The 14,800-nt window shown below is 73.1% G+C and carries 15 protein-coding genes; 6 read left to right on the top strand and 9 right to left on the bottom strand.

The features are described 5' to 3' along the window. The first annotated feature begins 122 nt into the window (after positions 1–122). The 4 genes from ACIRG9_RS22735 (at position 123) to ACIRG9_RS22720 (ending at position 4,036) form a co-directional block, all read left to right on the top strand. Positions 123–1,298, top strand: coding sequence for a sensor histidine kinase (locus tag ACIRG9_RS22735; protein ID WP_402859205.1), 1,176 nt, complete (start codon positions 123–125; stop codon positions 1,296–1,298). Next, on the top strand, positions 1,291–2,535 hold the full coding sequence (locus ACIRG9_RS22730; RefSeq protein ID WP_402859202.1) for a hypothetical protein: 1,245 nt from the start codon (positions 1,291–1,293) through the stop codon (positions 2,533–2,535). The genes ACIRG9_RS22735 and ACIRG9_RS22730 overlap by 8 nt, the downstream gene beginning before the upstream one ends. Next, positions 2,505–3,221 carry a response regulator gene (locus ACIRG9_RS22725; protein WP_402859199.1) on the top strand — a complete coding sequence of 239 codons (717 nt, stop codon included), beginning with the start codon at positions 2,505–2,507 and terminating at the stop codon, positions 3,219–3,221. Before ACIRG9_RS22730 ends, ACIRG9_RS22725 begins: the two co-directional genes overlap by 31 nt. A 74-nt stretch (positions 3,222–3,295) precedes the next feature. Further along, the gene (locus ACIRG9_RS22720; protein ID WP_402859196.1) at positions 3,296–4,036 is read left to right on the top strand and encodes a hypothetical protein; all 741 of its coding nucleotides are present in this window, start codon (positions 3,296–3,298) and stop codon (positions 4,034–4,036) included. 24 nt (positions 4,037–4,060) lie between these two features. On the opposite strand, the gene ACIRG9_RS22715 is transcribed toward ACIRG9_RS22720, so the two are convergent. The 9 genes from ACIRG9_RS22715 to ACIRG9_RS22675 form a co-directional block, all read right to left on the bottom strand. Beyond that, a complete protein-coding gene (locus ACIRG9_RS22715) occupies positions 4,061–4,810 on the bottom strand; it encodes a lysophospholipid acyltransferase family protein (protein WP_402859193.1) in 750 nt (249 codons plus the stop codon). Between the two features lie 144 nt (positions 4,811–4,954). Continuing rightward, positions 4,955–7,015, bottom strand: coding sequence for a glycogen debranching N-terminal domain-containing protein (locus ACIRG9_RS22710; RefSeq protein WP_402859190.1), 2,061 nt, complete (start codon positions 7,013–7,015; stop codon positions 4,955–4,957). Continuing rightward, the gene (locus ACIRG9_RS22705) at positions 7,015–7,386 is read right to left on the bottom strand and encodes an SCP2 sterol-binding domain-containing protein (protein WP_402859187.1); all 372 of its coding nucleotides are present in this window, start codon (positions 7,384–7,386) and stop codon (positions 7,015–7,017) included. The genes ACIRG9_RS22710 and ACIRG9_RS22705 overlap by 1 nt, the downstream gene beginning before the upstream one ends. A gap of 241 nt (positions 7,387–7,627) precedes the next feature. After that, positions 7,628–8,044: a CBS domain-containing protein gene (locus ACIRG9_RS22700; RefSeq protein ID WP_091197272.1), complete on the bottom strand. Its 417-nt coding sequence runs from the start codon at positions 8,042–8,044 to the stop codon at positions 7,628–7,630. Between the two features lie 343 nt (positions 8,045–8,387). After that, complete coding sequence (locus ACIRG9_RS22695; protein WP_402859182.1) at positions 8,388–8,828, bottom strand: PPOX class F420-dependent oxidoreductase; 441 nt, start codon at positions 8,826–8,828, stop codon at positions 8,388–8,390. A gap of 90 nt (positions 8,829–8,918) precedes the next feature. Then, on the bottom strand, positions 8,919–9,944 hold the full coding sequence (locus tag ACIRG9_RS22690; protein WP_402859179.1) for an aspartate-semialdehyde dehydrogenase: 1,026 nt from the start codon (positions 9,942–9,944) through the stop codon (positions 8,919–8,921). 127 nt (positions 9,945–10,071) lie between these two features. Further along, positions 10,072–11,418, bottom strand: a complete 1,347-nt coding sequence (locus ACIRG9_RS22685; RefSeq protein ID WP_402859176.1) for a M16 family metallopeptidase — start codon at positions 11,416–11,418, stop codon at positions 10,072–10,074. After that, positions 11,415–12,707 (bottom strand): M16 family metallopeptidase, encoded by a 1,293-nt coding sequence (locus ACIRG9_RS22680; RefSeq protein ID WP_402859173.1) that lies wholly within the window; start codon positions 12,705–12,707, stop codon positions 11,415–11,417. The genes ACIRG9_RS22685 and ACIRG9_RS22680 overlap by 4 nt, the downstream gene beginning before the upstream one ends. Positions 12,708–12,770: 63 nt before the next feature. Then, the gene (locus ACIRG9_RS22675) at positions 12,771–12,983 is read right to left on the bottom strand and encodes a hypothetical protein (protein ID WP_402859170.1); all 213 of its coding nucleotides are present in this window, start codon (positions 12,981–12,983) and stop codon (positions 12,771–12,773) included. A 259-nt stretch (positions 12,984–13,242) separates the two neighbouring features. Between ACIRG9_RS22675 and ACIRG9_RS22670 the strand changes: the two genes are divergently transcribed. Further along, positions 13,243–14,328 (top strand): 3-deoxy-7-phosphoheptulonate synthase, encoded by a 1,086-nt coding sequence (locus ACIRG9_RS22670; protein ID WP_402859167.1) that lies wholly within the window; start codon positions 13,243–13,245, stop codon positions 14,326–14,328. A 168-nt stretch (positions 14,329–14,496) separates the two neighbouring features. Continuing rightward, complete coding sequence (locus ACIRG9_RS22665; RefSeq protein WP_402859164.1) at positions 14,497–14,730, top strand: hypothetical protein; 234 nt, start codon at positions 14,497–14,499, stop codon at positions 14,728–14,730. Positions 14,731–14,800 lie beyond the last annotated feature (70 nt).

Genomic DNA, 14,800 nt, shown 5'->3' with positions numbered 1-14,800 from the left:
GATCGGCGCAGCGATGTTCCGCGCACCGAGGGTGACCGGTGGCGGTTTGGCATGTTATTCTCCGGCGTCGATCTAGGCCGCCGGACCCGACCCGGGGTCGCTGCCGGAAGGACCCTCCCCCGATGCCGGTCGTTGGCGTCACGACCTCGTCCCCAGCCCCGCTGGACCGGCCGGCCGGCGGCGCGTTCGCCCTGGTCTTCACCACCCTGCCGGCGCTGCTGCGGCTGACCTGCGGCCTGGTCGGCGCGGTGGTGGCCCTGGCGGTCCGCACCCCTCCGGTCCGGGTCGCCCTGCTGGTGCCGGTGGTCGCCGTGCTGACCGCCTGGTCCGTCTGGTACGCGTTCCGCGCGCTGCGGCACGGGGCCACCGCCGCGCTGGTGGCCGGCGACGTCGCGCTCACCACCGCGGCCGGGCTGGCGATCCCCTGGCTGGTCGCGCCGGAGGTGCTGCCCGGCGAGGTGAGCTGGATCGCGGTGCTCGCCAGCACCACCGTGATCAACGCCCAGGCCACCGCCCCGGTCCGCTGGTCGGTCCCGGCGGGGTTGCTGGTCACCGCCGGCTACATGACCGGCGCCAACGCCGCCGGCAACCCGGTCGAGGCGCGGACGCACGCGATGACGCTGCTGGTGCAGACCGGCATCACGGCGGCGATCTGCGCGCTGATGCGGCGCCGGATCGAGCACGCCGACACCGCCTTCGCCGACTACCAGCGGCTGGCCCGCGACGCGGTCGTGGCCCGTGCCGCCCGCGAGGCCGAGCGGCGGCAGAACCGCGACCTGCACGACACCGTGCTCGGCACGCTGACCATGGTCGGTCTCGGCGCGGTGCCCGGCCCGTCGGCCACGCTACGCGAACGGTGCGTGGCGGACCTGCGTACCCTCGCCGCCCTGGCCGACGCCAGGTCGGCACCGGCGACCGGCCCGGTGGCGCTGGACGACCGGCTCCGGGCGGCCCTGGCCCAGCTGCCGGAGCTGCCGGTGGCCGCGACGCTCGCGCCGTGCGCGCTGCCGGCGGAGGTCGCCGGTGCGCTGGCGGACAGCGCAGCCGCCGCGCTGGCCAACGTGGCCCGGCACGCGCCGGGTGCCAGCACCACGCTGCGCCTGGCCGGGGAAGCGGGCACCGTCGTGGTCGAGGTGGCCGACGACGGCCCCGGCTTCGACCCCGCCACCGTCCCCGCCCACCGGTACGGGCTGCGCGAGTCGATCATCGGCCGGATGGCGTCGGTGGGCGGCCGGGCAGAGGTGATCTCCGCCCCGGGCAGCGGCACCCGGATCCGGCTGGAGTGGACCGGTGACTGACCTGGGTGCGGCCCTCGACGGCGTCGACCGCCGGCCCGGCCCGGCCGCCGCGCCGGCGGTCTCCTGGACCGGTACGGCCGGCGCGGCGCAGCGGACCGACCGGGCGGAAGCGGCGGGCGCGGTGGCGAGCGCCTCCGACCGGGCCGCCCGGATCGGGGCGGTCACCATCGCGCTGGCCTGGCATCTGGCGATCGACCTGCCGGCGCTCTCCGGCACCGGGATCTCGCCCACCGCCTCGGCCGTGGTCGCCGCCGGCTGGCTGGTGACCACGGCGGTCGGCGTGGCGGCCGGCGTACGCCTGCTGCGCGGTGGCCTGCCGCCCGCCCGGCGGTTGGCGGCGGTGCTGCTGGTGGTCGACGTGGCGGTCTTCGCGGCGGTCGGCGGCGGACAACTGTTCGCGGCGGCGAACTGGGCCTGGGGCGGCCTGGGCTGGTTCTTCCTGCTGGTGCTCTGGCGTCGGCCGGTCCGGTGGCTGCTGGCGTTGCTCGGCGCGCACGCGACGATCGCCCTCGCCGTGGTGATCGTCGACGGCGTGACCGCCCCGGCCGACCTCGCCCGCTACGCGATGTACGTCTACGGCGTCTCCTCGCTGCCGGCCGCGGTCTTCATCGGTGGCACCGCACTCTCCACCCTGGCCCGGGACCGGGCCGCGACGGCGGCGGCGACGATGGCGGTCGAGGCGGAGCGGGTGGCGGCGGAACAGGCCCGGGGGGAGCGGCGTGCCCGGCTGGGCCTGGTCAGCGGCACCGCCGAGGAGGTGCTGGCCGAGCTGGCCGCCGGGGACGCCGACCCGGCCGACCCGGAGGTACGCCGTCGCTGCGTACTGGCCGCGGCACGGCTGCGCCGCCTGATCGCCGAGTCGGACGACGTGCCCGACCCGCTGCTGCACGAGCTGCGGGCCGCCGCGGATCTGGCGGAACGCGACGGGCTGCCGATCGAACTGGTCGCCGTCGGGGTCCCACCGGAACTTCCGGTCGAGGTACGCCGGCGGCTGACGGACCCGCTCACCGCGGCGCTCGCCGACGCCCGGGGATGGGCCCGGGTGACCGTGGTCGCCGGCCCGGACGAGGTGGTGGTCAGCCTGGTCACCCCGGACCACGACGGGCCCGACACGAGCGGGCCACCGGGCACGACCAGCCCGCCGGGTACGGACGGGGACGGCGGCGAACCGGTGGAGATCGGGCACGAGCGGGACGGGGAGATCAGGTGGACACAGACCCAGTGGCGCAGGACGTGACGGGCGAGCCGCCGATCGGCGTGGCGATCGTGGACGACCATCCGGTGGTGATCGACGGGGTACGCGCCTGGCTGGCCAGCGAGCGGCGGTTGCGCGTACTGGCCACCGGGGACGATCCGGACGTGGTGCTGCGGGCCGCCCCGCAGGCCGAGGTGGTCCTGCTCGACCTGCGGCTGCACGGGCGGATGGCGATCGACAAGCTCGCCGAGCTGAGCGCCGCCGGGCGGCGGGTGGTGGTCTACTCCGAGCACACCGACCCGGCCACCATGCTCGCCGCGCTGGACGCGGGGGCGGTCGCGTTCCTCGCCAAGCACGAGGGGCGCGAGCACTGCGTGGCGACCGTGCTCGCCGCGGCGAGCGACCGGCCGTACGTGCCGCCGGCGCTGGCCGGGGCGATGGTCGGCGATCCCCGTCCGGACCGGCCCACACTGTCGGACAAGGAGCGCGAGGCCCTGCTGCTGTGGTTCCAGTCGATGTCGAAGGCTTCGGTGGCTCGCCGGATGCGGATCAGCGAGCACACCGTCAAGCAGTACGTGGACCGGGCGCGGATCAAGTACACCCGGGCGGGCCGACCGGCGGCCACCAAGGCGGCACTACTCGCCCGGGCGATCGAGGACGGACTAGTCCGGCCGGAGGAGATCGGCATCTACCGGTCACAGGCGTCCACCGACCGGCCGACCCCCTAACGGCTGTCATGACACCCGGTGACGAGTGGGCCAGGCTCGGGATACCGCCAACCGTCTTTCCGGGAGGTCGTGACGTGCAGGAGGACGCCGCCCCCTTCTTCATCGGGCCGCACCGCTTCGACGCGGACGATCCCGCCCGTCCCCTGCTCGACCGGGGGTACGCGCTGGTCCCCGAACCGGGCGAGCAGGTGCTCGGTCAACACCGGCTCGAGGTGTCCGGTCAGCTGCTCGGCCCCTCCGAGACCGCCCGCGCCTGGCGGCTCGCCGCCCCGGCCGAGGTCACCGTGACCGACCGGCGCCTCGCCTACGTCTGCCTTGACTCCGAACTGTCCCTGGTCTCCGGTCGGGACGGCCGGACGTACGCCCGGCACCGGCGTCCGGTCCGGCTGTCCCGACTGGTCAGCGGTCAGATCCGCTGGCAGTGGCCGTCCCGGCTGGAGCTGGTCGACGGCCCGGAGGTCGGCGGCGAACTGCGGGTGGTCTGCGACGCCCTGCGGACCATCCGGCAGCCCGCCCTCGCCCTCGCCGGCCCGGACCTCGAGATCGTCGCGCTGGCCCGGCAGATCAGCCGCGCCGTGGCCGAGTTCCGGCTGGTCCACCCCGAGATGGTGGAACTCTCCCCGCCGGAGCGGGACACCCTGCTGTTCCGGTTCGGTGGCGCGCCCGGCCCGGCCCGCGGTTCGGTGACCCTGCCGGGGTCGCTGCCGGTGGAGTTCCTCTCCCGGGACGACTACTACCGCCCGGCGGCGGACGCCGTCGCGGCCTGGGGGCGGCAGGCACTCCCGGCGCGGGGCCGCCCCGGCTCCGCCTGCTGACCCCTGCGATCCAGCCGGGGTGGATCAGGTGGTACGGGCACGGCGGCCCGGCCGGTCCAGCTCGGCGGCCTCCTGCGGGGTGGGGGCGGTGCCGCCGAGGTGGGCCGGCTGCCACCAGGCGTCGTCGGTGCCGGCGGGTCGCTCCGGGTAGTCCTGCTGGGCCCGGTCGACCAACGCGCTCAACCGGCTCCGCAGTTCGGCCGTCATCGTGCTGGCGTCCGGGTAACCGGCCGGATCCATCGGCTCCCCCACCAGGATGGTGATCGGGATGTGTCGCCGGGTGAGGGTGCGCGGCCGGCCCTTGGTCCAGAGCCGCTGGGTGCCCCAGACGGCCACCGGCAGCAGTGGTACGGACGCCTGCTGGGCCATCCGGGCGGCCCCGCTCTTGAGGTCCTTGACGGTGAAGGAACGGCTGATCGTCGCCTCCGGGAAGACGCCGACCACCTCGCCGTTTCGCAGCGCGGTCACCGCGGTCTGGTACGAGCCGGCGCCGGCCGCCCGGTTCACCGGGATGTGCTTCATGCCCCGCATGAGCGGGCCGGAGACCGGATGTCTGAAGACGGAGTCCTTCGCCATGAACCGAACCAGGCGGCGGGACTCCAGCGCGCCGAACCCACAGAAGATGAAGTCCAGGTAGCTGACGTGGTTGCTGGTCAGCACCGCACCCCCGGTGCGCGGCACGTGGTGGCTGCCCTCGACGGTCAGGTGCAGGTCGAGGACCCGGAACATCGTCTTGGCGGCGGCGATCACGGGCGGGTACACGAGCTCCGGCATCCGCCGACTTTACCGCGAGTAGGTTACGTGACCGTAAGGACAAGAGACCCCGTGACCGCACGACTCCGGGTGGTGACCGGATGCTGACCGCACGGCGACGCCGCCGGCAAGGTGGACCGGCGGCGTCGGACGTCGACAGGCAGGTCAGGCGGCGAGCTTGTTCAGGTCCAGCCGACCCCGGGCGAAGGCATCCACCTTGCCCCACCGGCCCGGGATGTCCAGCACCTCGATCCGGCCCATGCCGACCGGCAGCCGCGGGTCGACGGACAGGTGCCCCTCGTGCGGCTCCAGCCCCAGCATGGTCCGGATCAGCAGCAACGGGCTGCCCGTTGACCAGGCCTGCGGGCTGCACGCCGTCGGATACTCCACCGGGAACTTGGTCAGCTCCCGGTGGTAGCCGCCGAACGCCTCCGGCAGCCGGCCGTCGAAGTAGCGCGCCGCGTCCAGGATGCCGTTGGCGATGCAGGCGGCCTCCTCCGCGAAGCCGTACCGGCGCAGGCCCCAGGCGATGAAGGAGTTGTCGAACGGCCAGATGGTGCCGTTGTGGTAGCCGATCGGGTTGTAGCGGACCTCGCCCTCCGCCAGCGTTCGTACCCCCCAGCCGGAGAAGAGCCGCGGCCCGATCAGGTGCTCGGCGACCTTCCCCGCCCGGTCCTCGTCGACGATGCCGCTCCACAGCAGGTGCCCGATGTTGGAACTGAGCACGTCGCACTGCCGGCCGTCCGGGTCCAGCCCGAGGGCATAGAACTCGCCGTCCGCCACCCACCAGTCGCGGTTGAACCGCTCCTTGAGCGTGGCCGCCTCACATTCCAGGCGGTCGGCGTACCTCGGGTCGTCCCAGCACTCACGGGCCATCCGGGCGGCCCGCATCTTCGCGTCGTACGCGTACCCCTGCACCTCGCAGGTGGCCCGCGGGAACGGCGGCAGCTTGCCGTCGGCGTACGAGATGGAGTCCCAGGAGTCCTTCCAGCACTGGTTCTCCAGGCCGGTGTCGGTGTTCCGCCGCTCGTACCAGATGTAGCCGTTGCCCAACAGGTCGGCGTAGTCGTCGACCCACTTCAGCGCCGCCCGGCACTCCTTTTCCAACTCCTTGACCAGCGCGACGTCCCCGGTCCACTTCTCGTACTCGTCGAGGAGCACCACGAACAGCGGCGTCGCGTCCACCGAGCCGTAGTACGGCGAGTGCGGCTGCTCCTCGAAGGCGGCCGTCTCGCCGTACCGCATCTCGTGCAGGATCCGGCCCGGATCCTCGTCCCGGAAGTCGTCGAACCGGGTGCCCTGCAACGCGCCGAGAATCCGCAACGTGGTCTTGGAGAGCGCCGGCGCGAACGGCAGCACCTGCAGACAGGTGAGGATGCTGTCCCGGCCGAACATGGTCATGAACCAGGGCAGGCCGGCGGCCGGGAGCGTCTGCCCGCCGAGGGAGAGCGGCGAGAAGCGCAGCGCCGCCAGGTCGATCAGGCTGCGCCGGTACGTCGAGGCCAGCTCGGGGTGCTCGGTGTTGACCTTCGGCGCGTTGGCCATCCACTCCTCCAGGTCACGCTGGAGGGCGAGCCGCTCGGTGCCGCGAACCTGCAGCCCCATGCGCAGGTCCCGGCCACCCGGGCCGATCGCGACGGTCTCCACGTCGATCGTGCTGTCCCACTGCCCGTTGGGTTCCAGGTGGACGGTCCAGGCGAGCCCTTGGCGGTCGTACCTCGCCGGAACGGAGGCGGAGATGACCGTCTCCCGCTTGAAGTTGCCCCGCCGGTAGCCCAACCGGAGCCGGTCCTGTTCGGCCTCGGAGTAGATCTCGCCCTTCTTGTTCAGGATCTCGTCCTTCACCTGGAACAGGTCGGCGAAGTCGGAGCCGGCCTCCATCCGGATCTCCAGGTCGACCGGCTTCTCGTCGTGGTTGAGGATGGTCACCTTCTCCCGGAAGCTGCCACCCACCGTCCGCTCCCGGATGACCGACAGCTTCGCGTCGATGTAGTGCGTGGCCAACCCCGGCACCAGGAAGAACCGGGCCTCGAAGTACTGGAGGTCGTCGTACGACAACGCGTTGAGCCGTTCCCCGTTGACCGTCATCACCCATTTCGACAGGAATCGGGTGTCGATGGAGAAGAGACCGGTCGGCTCGCTCGGCGTCGCCTCGATGTCGCCGGTGTCCTCGGAGACCACGAACGTGTTTCCGTCGAGGATCCGGACCGTGTTGCCGCCTGCCATCAGAGCACCTCCCGCCCGAACGCGCGCCGCGGCCCCTGCGAGCTGGGCGGACCGGGGAGAAGCCGTTCGACCTGGAGTAGCAGCCGCAGGTCGCCCGCCACGGTCATGTCGCCGCGGAGCAGGGCCGCGATGGCGTTCTCCTCGCCCCTGACCAGCTCGCCGAAGAGCCGTGGCGGGCTGCCCACCACCGTGTCGGCCTCCCGGTCCTCCTGCCGGACCTGCAGGTTGCCGCGGTCGATCTCCAGCAGCCAGTGAGTCGTCTGCGCCCCCTCGTGCAGGTCGAAACGCAGGGTTCCGGAGCTCTTCGCCAACAGGGGTTCGAACCCCCGCCGGTCCAGTTCCTCGAAGAATCTCGTGGTCGCGTCCACCATCCGCTCCACTCCTCCCGCGATTCCGCGGCGTCGACGTCGGAGGACGGGTCCCCGCCGGGTACGGCGTCAACCTCGCCCGGATCGGGTGACCGCCGTCCGGGGCGCCGGGTGACTCGGCGAACCCGGAACGCGCGAGGACCGCCCGGAACGCGCGAGGACCGCCCGGAACGCGCGAGGACCGCCCGGAACGCGCGAACGCCGGCCCCCGGGCGGGGAGCCGGCGTCACCGCGGCGGACGGGGTCAGTTGTTGGGATCGTCTGCGCTGATGTCGGCGAGCACCGACTGGGGTTCCCGCTCGACCGCGAGGTCACCCATCGAAATCAGCCCGACCAGGCGGCCGTCGTCGATCACCGGCAGTCGGCGTACCGCGTACGTCCGCATCAGGTCGGCGGCCGCCACGGCGTCGTCGTACTGGCTCACCGTCACCACGTCCTTGCTGGTGATCTGGTTGAGCCGGGTCGTGTTGGGGTCCATGTTCTCGGCCACGCCGCGGACCGTGATGTCCCGGTCCGTGACGATGCCGACGACGTTGTCGCCGTCGGTCACCACCACGTCACCGATGGCGCTGTCCCGCATCTCCTGCGCCGCGGCGGTGAGAGTGTCGTTGCCGTCCATCGTCACCAACCGGGTCGTCATGAACTCTCCGACCGTCGTCATGGGGCTCCCCTCTCGGTTTCGGCACCGCGGTGTACCCGCCGGTCCCGGCCCGGTAACCCCGGCCGGTGCTTCGCGCCGCCCTGCCTCGCGCCGCCCTGCCTCGCGCCGCCTTACAGGGCCGTCCGCCTCGGCCCGGCCTTGATCGACTCCATATGCGGGATGTGGTGGTCTCGCCGGGTACCGGATGCCGCCATGTGCGCCACGTGCAGTGGATCACCACCTCGTGCCCCCGCGACGCGGCGGGACCGCGTGCCGGGCCCTTGATCGACTCCGTTCGCGGGATGTGGCGGTCTCGCCAGGCACCGGATGCCGGTCACCCGGCGAGACGCCACATGGGCGAGGGTCAGGCGCGCGGAGGCGCCCCGTAGACGCGCTCGACGTGCAGCCGCAGCACGAGCCGCCGATCGGCGACCATGGCCCGCCGGAAGTCGTCCCAGTCCGGGTGTTCGCCCTGCACCGCCCGGTAGATCCCGACCAGTTCCGCCACGGTCGGGTCGTCCGGCCGCTCGGCCACCGGCGTCAGCTCGGCTCGGGCCTCCGCCACCGCGTACGCCCAGCCGTCCTCGCTGCTGACCTGGAAGCTGGCCCGGGGGTCGCGGCGCAGGTTGGCGGTCTTGGCCCGGCCGTCGGTGACCGAGACCCGGATCAGGCCCTCGCCACGGTCGAAGGAGTAGACCACGTTGGACAACTGGGGTCGGCCGTCCCGCTTGATGGTGGCGAGCGTGCCGAGCCAACGGCTCGCGATGAGGTCGGTCAGGGCCTGCCGGGTCTGCTCGTCCGTCATTCGGGCCTCCCGCGTCGACTGGTGGTGGTCGTCCCCATCTCACCGCATTTCCGGTCCGGGTGCCCGACCATCGGCCGGGCACCCGGGCCCTCAGCGACGCTCGGCGGCAACCAGCTCGGCGAGCTGCACCGCGTTGAGCGCGGCACCCTTGCGGAGGTTGTCGTTCGAGCAGAAGAGAGCCAACCCGTGCTCGACGGTCTCGTCGGCCCGGATCCGGCCCACGTACGTCGGGTCCTGGCCGGCCGCCTCGAGCGGGGTCGGCACGTCGGCCAACGCCACGCCCGGCGCGCCGTCGAGCAGTTCGCGGGCGCGGGCCGGGGTGATCGGGCGGGCGAACCGGGCGTTGATCTGGAGCGAGTGGCCGGTGAAGACCGGCACCCGGACGCAGGTGCCGGAGACCTTCAGCCCGGGGATCTCCAGGATCTTGCGGCTCTCGTTGCGCAGCTTCTGTTCCTCGTCGGTCTCGAAGGAACCGTCGTCGACGACAGAGCCGGCCAGCGGCAGCACGTTGAAGGCGATCGGGCGGGCGAACGAGCGCGGCGCGGGGAACTCGACGGCCGCGCCGTCGAAGGCGAGCCCGGCGGCGTGCTCGGCGACCTTACGGACCTGCTCGTCCAGCTCGGCCACCCCGGCCAGGCCGGCGCCGGACACCGCCTGGTAGGTGGCGACGACCAGGCTGACCAGTTCGGCCTCCTGGTGCAGCGGGCGCAGCACCGGCATCGCGGCCATGGTGGTGCAGTTCGGGTTGGCCACGATGCCCTTCGGCCGGTCGGCGACGGCGTGCGGGTTGACCTCGGCGACCACCAGCGGCACCTCGGGGTCCATCCGGAACGCCGACGAGTTGTCGATGACCACCGCGCCGGCCTCGGCGACCCGGGAAGCCAGCTCCCGGGCGGTGCCCTTGCCCGCCGAGAAGAGCACGATGTCCAGCCCGCGGTAGTCAGCGGTGGCCGCGTCCTCGACGGTGACCTCGCCGTCCCGCCACGGCAGGGTGCGTCCGGCCGACCGCGCCGAGGCGAACAACCGCACCTGCTCCGCCGGGAACTCGCGCTCCGCCAGCACCTGCCGCATCACGCCACCGACCTGGCCGGTGGCCCCCACAATGCCGATCCTCATGCCCGCGAGGCTACCCACCCGGCCGGCCGGCCCGGGAAGCCTTTCCCACGGCGCGGGCCGGACCGCGGGCGGATCTTGGTACGAACGCCCGCTACGGGGCTGTTTCGTACCAAGATCCGCAGGCGGGTTACGGGGTGTGGTCGATTACGTCGCCCAGGGCGGCGGCGACCAGGTCGTCGCGGATGAGCGCCGAGTCGCCCTCGACAACCACGGTGAGCGACTCCGGGTGCAGGTGCGCCCCGGCCGCCGCGGAGACCTGGTCCACGTCGGCGGCGAGCAGCGCCTCGCGCAGCCGGGCGTGGTAGTCGTCCGGCAGGTCGTGCACCACCAGCGTGGTCAGCGCCGACGCGATCGCCCGCGGCGTCTGCAACTCGACTGAGAGCTGGCCGGCCCGCCACGAGCGGGCCACCGCCAGCTCGTCCTCGGTCACCCCGGTCATCTGGGTACGCGAGACCTCGCCGATCGCCTCCACCAGGGCCGGCGCGGTCACCGCGGTCTGCACCCCCGAGCTGATCGCGAACCGGCCGAACCGGCGCGACGAGGCGAAGTCGCCGCGGATGCCGTACGTGTAGCCGTGCACCTCGCGGATCAGGTGGTTGAGGCGGGAGGTGAACGCCCCACCGAGCACGGTGCCGGCGAGCGTCATCGGCACGTGGTCCGGGTGGGCGCGGTGCGGGGACGGGTGCCCGATGCGGAGCGTCGACTGCACCGAGCCGGGTCGGTCGACCAGGATGACCCGCCGCCCGCCGGGCAGCGCCACCTCGATCGGGCCGCCCATCTCCACCGGCCCGCCCGCCGTGCCGGCGAACGCGGCGGCACCCAGCGCGTCGAGGTCGACCCGGTCCAGGTCGCCCGCGACGATCAGCGTCCCCGGACGGATGAACCACTCCGAGTGGAAGACGGTCACGTCGTCCACGTCGAGCGCGGCCACGCTCTCCGGGTCGCCGTACATCGGGCGGCCCCAGCGGTTGTCCGCGCCGAACAGGTCGGCGCGCAACACGGCGTCGGCCCGGGGACCGGGGTTGGCCCAGTCCATCCGAAGCGCGGTCACCTCGTCGTCGCGGACCCGCCGCACGTCCGCCGGGTCGAGCTTCGGGGTACGGACGGCCTCGGCGAGCAACTCGACGGCGGCACCCAGCCGGTCCACCGGCACCTGCACGCTGACCTGGAACGAGTCCCAGTCCAGCCCGGTCACCAGCTCGGTGCCGAGCGCCTCGATCGCCAGGGCGTACGCGGTGGCGTCGCGCTGCGCGGTGCCCTCCTCCAGGGCCTTGGCGAGGACCGCGCCCAGCCCCTCCTTGCCCACCGGCTCCCGGCCGGCGCCCCCGTCGAGGAGCAGCAGCGCGACCGCGAGGTTCTGCCCCGGCAGGTGCGCGGCGACGACCTGCCCACCGGCGACGGCCCGGCGGACCACCTGCGGGAACCGGTACGGGCGGGCGGCGCCCGGCCCGGGACGGGTGGTGATCAGCGTCATGGCTTCTCCTCGGGCTGGTAGACCAGGGTCACCCGGTCGGCGGCACCGAGCAGCTCGGCGGCCTGCTCGGCGATCTGCTCGGCGGTGACGGCGAGCCAGCCGGGCAGCCGCTCGCCGGCCTTCGCCGGGTCACCGAACTGGGTGGCGTACCGGCCCAGCGTGTCCGCCCGGCCGTCCACGGTGGACATCTGCCGCCACCACAGGGTGCTCAGCAGCGCCTTGGCGCGGTCCAGCTCGGCGGCGGTCACCGGCACGCCGGCCAACTCGTCGACGACCTCGGCCAGCCCGTCACGCAGCCGCTCGGCGGTCACCCCGGGGCGGGCCGTGACGGTGGCGATCAGCGGAGCCGGGCCGTGCGCCAGGTCCACCCCGTACGCCCCGACCAGGTCCGGCTGGGCGATCCGCTCACCGTCGGCGAGGCGCTGGTAGAGGCGACTGCCCCGGCCGCTGCCCAGGACGGTGGCGAGGACGGTGGTCACGTCGTACCCGGGGGTGCCGAGCGGGTGGGTGCGGTGCGCGACGTACACCCGGGGAGCGGGCACGTCGGCGGTGACGGTCTCCACCGCCGGCTGCCCGGTCGCCGGCACCGTGCGCCCGTCCGGGGCGGCGGGGATGTCGGCGCGCGGCGGGATGCCGCCGAAGTACTTGTCGGCGAGCGCGAACACGTCGCCTGCGGTGGTGTCGCCGACCACGGTGAGCACCGCGTTGTTCGGCGCGTAGTACGTCTCGTGGAACGCCTGGAAGGTGGGCAGGTCGGCGGCGTTCAGGTCGGCCATCGACCCGATCGTCGCGTGGTGGTACGGGTGGCCGGGCGGATAGAGCAGCGGCAGCAGCCGCAGCCAGGCGTCGCCGTACGGGACGTTCTCGTACCGCTGGCGGCGCTCGTTCTTGACCACGTCCCGCTGGTTGTCCAGCGTCTCCCGGGTCAGCGCCGGCACCAGGCCGCCCATTCGGTCGGCCTCCAGCCAGAGCGCCAGCTCCAGGTGTTCGGCCGGGACGGTCTCGAAGTAGTTGGTCCGGTCCGGGTTGGTGGTGGCGTTCAGCGACCCACCTGATCCCTGGATGAACCGCATGTGCTCGGTCTTCGCCACGTTCACCGAGCCCTCGAACATCAGGTGCTCGAACAGGTGGGCGAAGCCGGTCTCTCCCTCCGGTTCGTGCCGGGAGCCCACGTCGTACCAGAGGTTGACGGCGACGGCGGGGGCGGCGCGGTCCTCGCTCACCACCACGCGTAAGCCGTTGTCCAGTCGGGTCGTCTCGATGGGCCAGGGGTAACCGCTGTCGGGCATGCCACGACGCTATCCGATCTCGCGGGCGGAAAGGTGACGAGCGGGGAGCCCGCGCACCCCCGCTCAGTCCGGCGGTTCACTCGGGGTCACCGTCTGATCCGACGTGCGGTGTTCCAGGGTGGTGTCCTCGGCGACGTCGGTGTCCTCCCGGATGTCCGATTCGGTGAGGATCGCGTCGGCCTGGGCCTCCGGATCCTCGCTGCCCGCCGCGGCCTCCTCGGGCAGCAGATGGGCACGGGACTCGATCCGCTCCTGCTCACTCTGCTCGTGATCCATGCACTCCGCATACCCCGCGTACCGCAGTGCGGAACGGAGCGCGACTTTCCCGGCGCGTCGGGTACGCTGGCCGGCGTGACGCGGTCGTATCGATGGTTTAGGCAGCCGGCTGGAGGAGCCGGTGACCTCACCATGAGCTGACGTCACTCCTCTTCGAGCCGGCCGGGCCGGGATGCTTTCCCCGCCCTCTCGCCAACGAGCAGCCGGCTCGTTCCCGGGCGCCGGCCCCGGGCAGCGGTCGGCGGAAGGAACCCCCACCGTGACTGCCCCGGACGCCCGTCGGGTCATCGACCAGCGGATCGACCGTGTCGTGCCGCTGACCACCCCGGCCCTGCTGCACCACCATCTGCCGCTGGACACGGCGCTCGCCGAGGCCGTGGTGGCCGGCCGGCGGGCCGTCGCCCGGGTGCTGGACCGCGCCGACGACCGGCTGCTGGTCGTGGTCGGCCCGTGCTCGGTGCACGACCCCGTCGCCGCCCTCGAGTACGCGGGCCGGCTGCGTGAGGTCGCCGACCGACTCGCCGACGACCTGCTGGTGGTGATGCGGGTCTACTTCGAGAAGCCACGCTCGACGGTGGGCTGGAAGGGCCTGATCAACGACCCCGGGCTGGACGGGTCGGGCGACGTCAACACCGGCCTGCGGAAGGCCCGCGCGCTCCTGCTCGACGTACTGCGTCTCGGTCTGCCGGTGGGCTGCGAGTTCCTCGACCCGATCACTCCGCAGTACATCGCCGACACCGTGGCCTGGGGGGCGATCGGCGCCCGGACGGTGGAGAGCCAGGTGCACCGGCAGCTCGCCTCCGGCCTGTCCATGCCGATCGGCATGAAGAACCGACCCGACGGCAGCATCTCCACCGCGGTGGACGCGATCCGGGCGGCCGGCGTGCCCCACGTCTTCCCCGGCATCGACGTCTCCGGCACTCCGGCGATCATGCACACCCGGGGCAACGCGGACGGTCACCTGGTGCTGCGCGGCGGGGGCGACCGGCCGAACTACGACGCGGAGTCGGTGGCCGGCGCGCTCGACCTGCTGCGGGCCGCCGACCTGCCCGAGCGCGTGGTGGTCGACGCCAGCCACGCCAACAGCGGCAAGGACCACCGCCGCCAGCCGCTCGTCGCCGCCGACGTGGCCGCCCAGATGGCCGCCGGCCAGCGCGGCATCGTCGGCATCATGCTGGAGAGCTTCCTCCAGCCCGGCCGCCAGGACCTCGACCCCACCCGGGAGCTGGCCTACGGCATGTCGATCACCGACGCCTGCATCGGCTGGGACACGACCACCCAGGTCCTCACCGACCTGGCCCACTCCGTCCGCACCCGCCGCGCCACCCTCCCCACCTCCGCCTAACCCCCACCCCCCACCCACCCTCGCCGCGCCCCACCCCCCACACCGTCGATCATGGAGTTGTGGCTCCTGAGATGTTCCGGATTTTCCGGTTCGCCACGTGCCACAACTCCATGATCGCCGCGTTACCGGAGCGGGGGCGGCGACGTTTGACCGATTCGGGCCGGGGTAGTGACGGGCGTGACCGACGACGCGCCTGTGACGGAACAGCCGGACACCCGGCTGCTCGACGAACTGCTCGACGACATCTACCACGGCCAGGAGCGGATCAGCCAGGCCGACATCTACCGCAGGGCGGTCGCCGCCGAGCTCCCCGCGGAGCTGCTCTCCAGGATCGCCGCGCTTCCCCAGGGCGAGTACGCCGTCGACGAGGTGGCCGACCAACTGGGCGGAACCGTGGCGTGAAGGGGCGCCCGCAGACAGGCCTGAAGCGGGACCGTGGCGTGAAGGGGCGCCCGCAGACGGGCCTGAAGCG

The organism is Micromonospora sp. NPDC093277, assembly GCF_044765245.1.
In the GTDB taxonomy this organism is placed as follows: domain Bacteria; phylum Actinomycetota; class Actinomycetes; order Mycobacteriales; family Micromonosporaceae; genus Micromonospora.
Note: the sequence above shows the minus strand (reverse complement) of the source record. Positions and strands in the feature narration are given on the sequence as shown.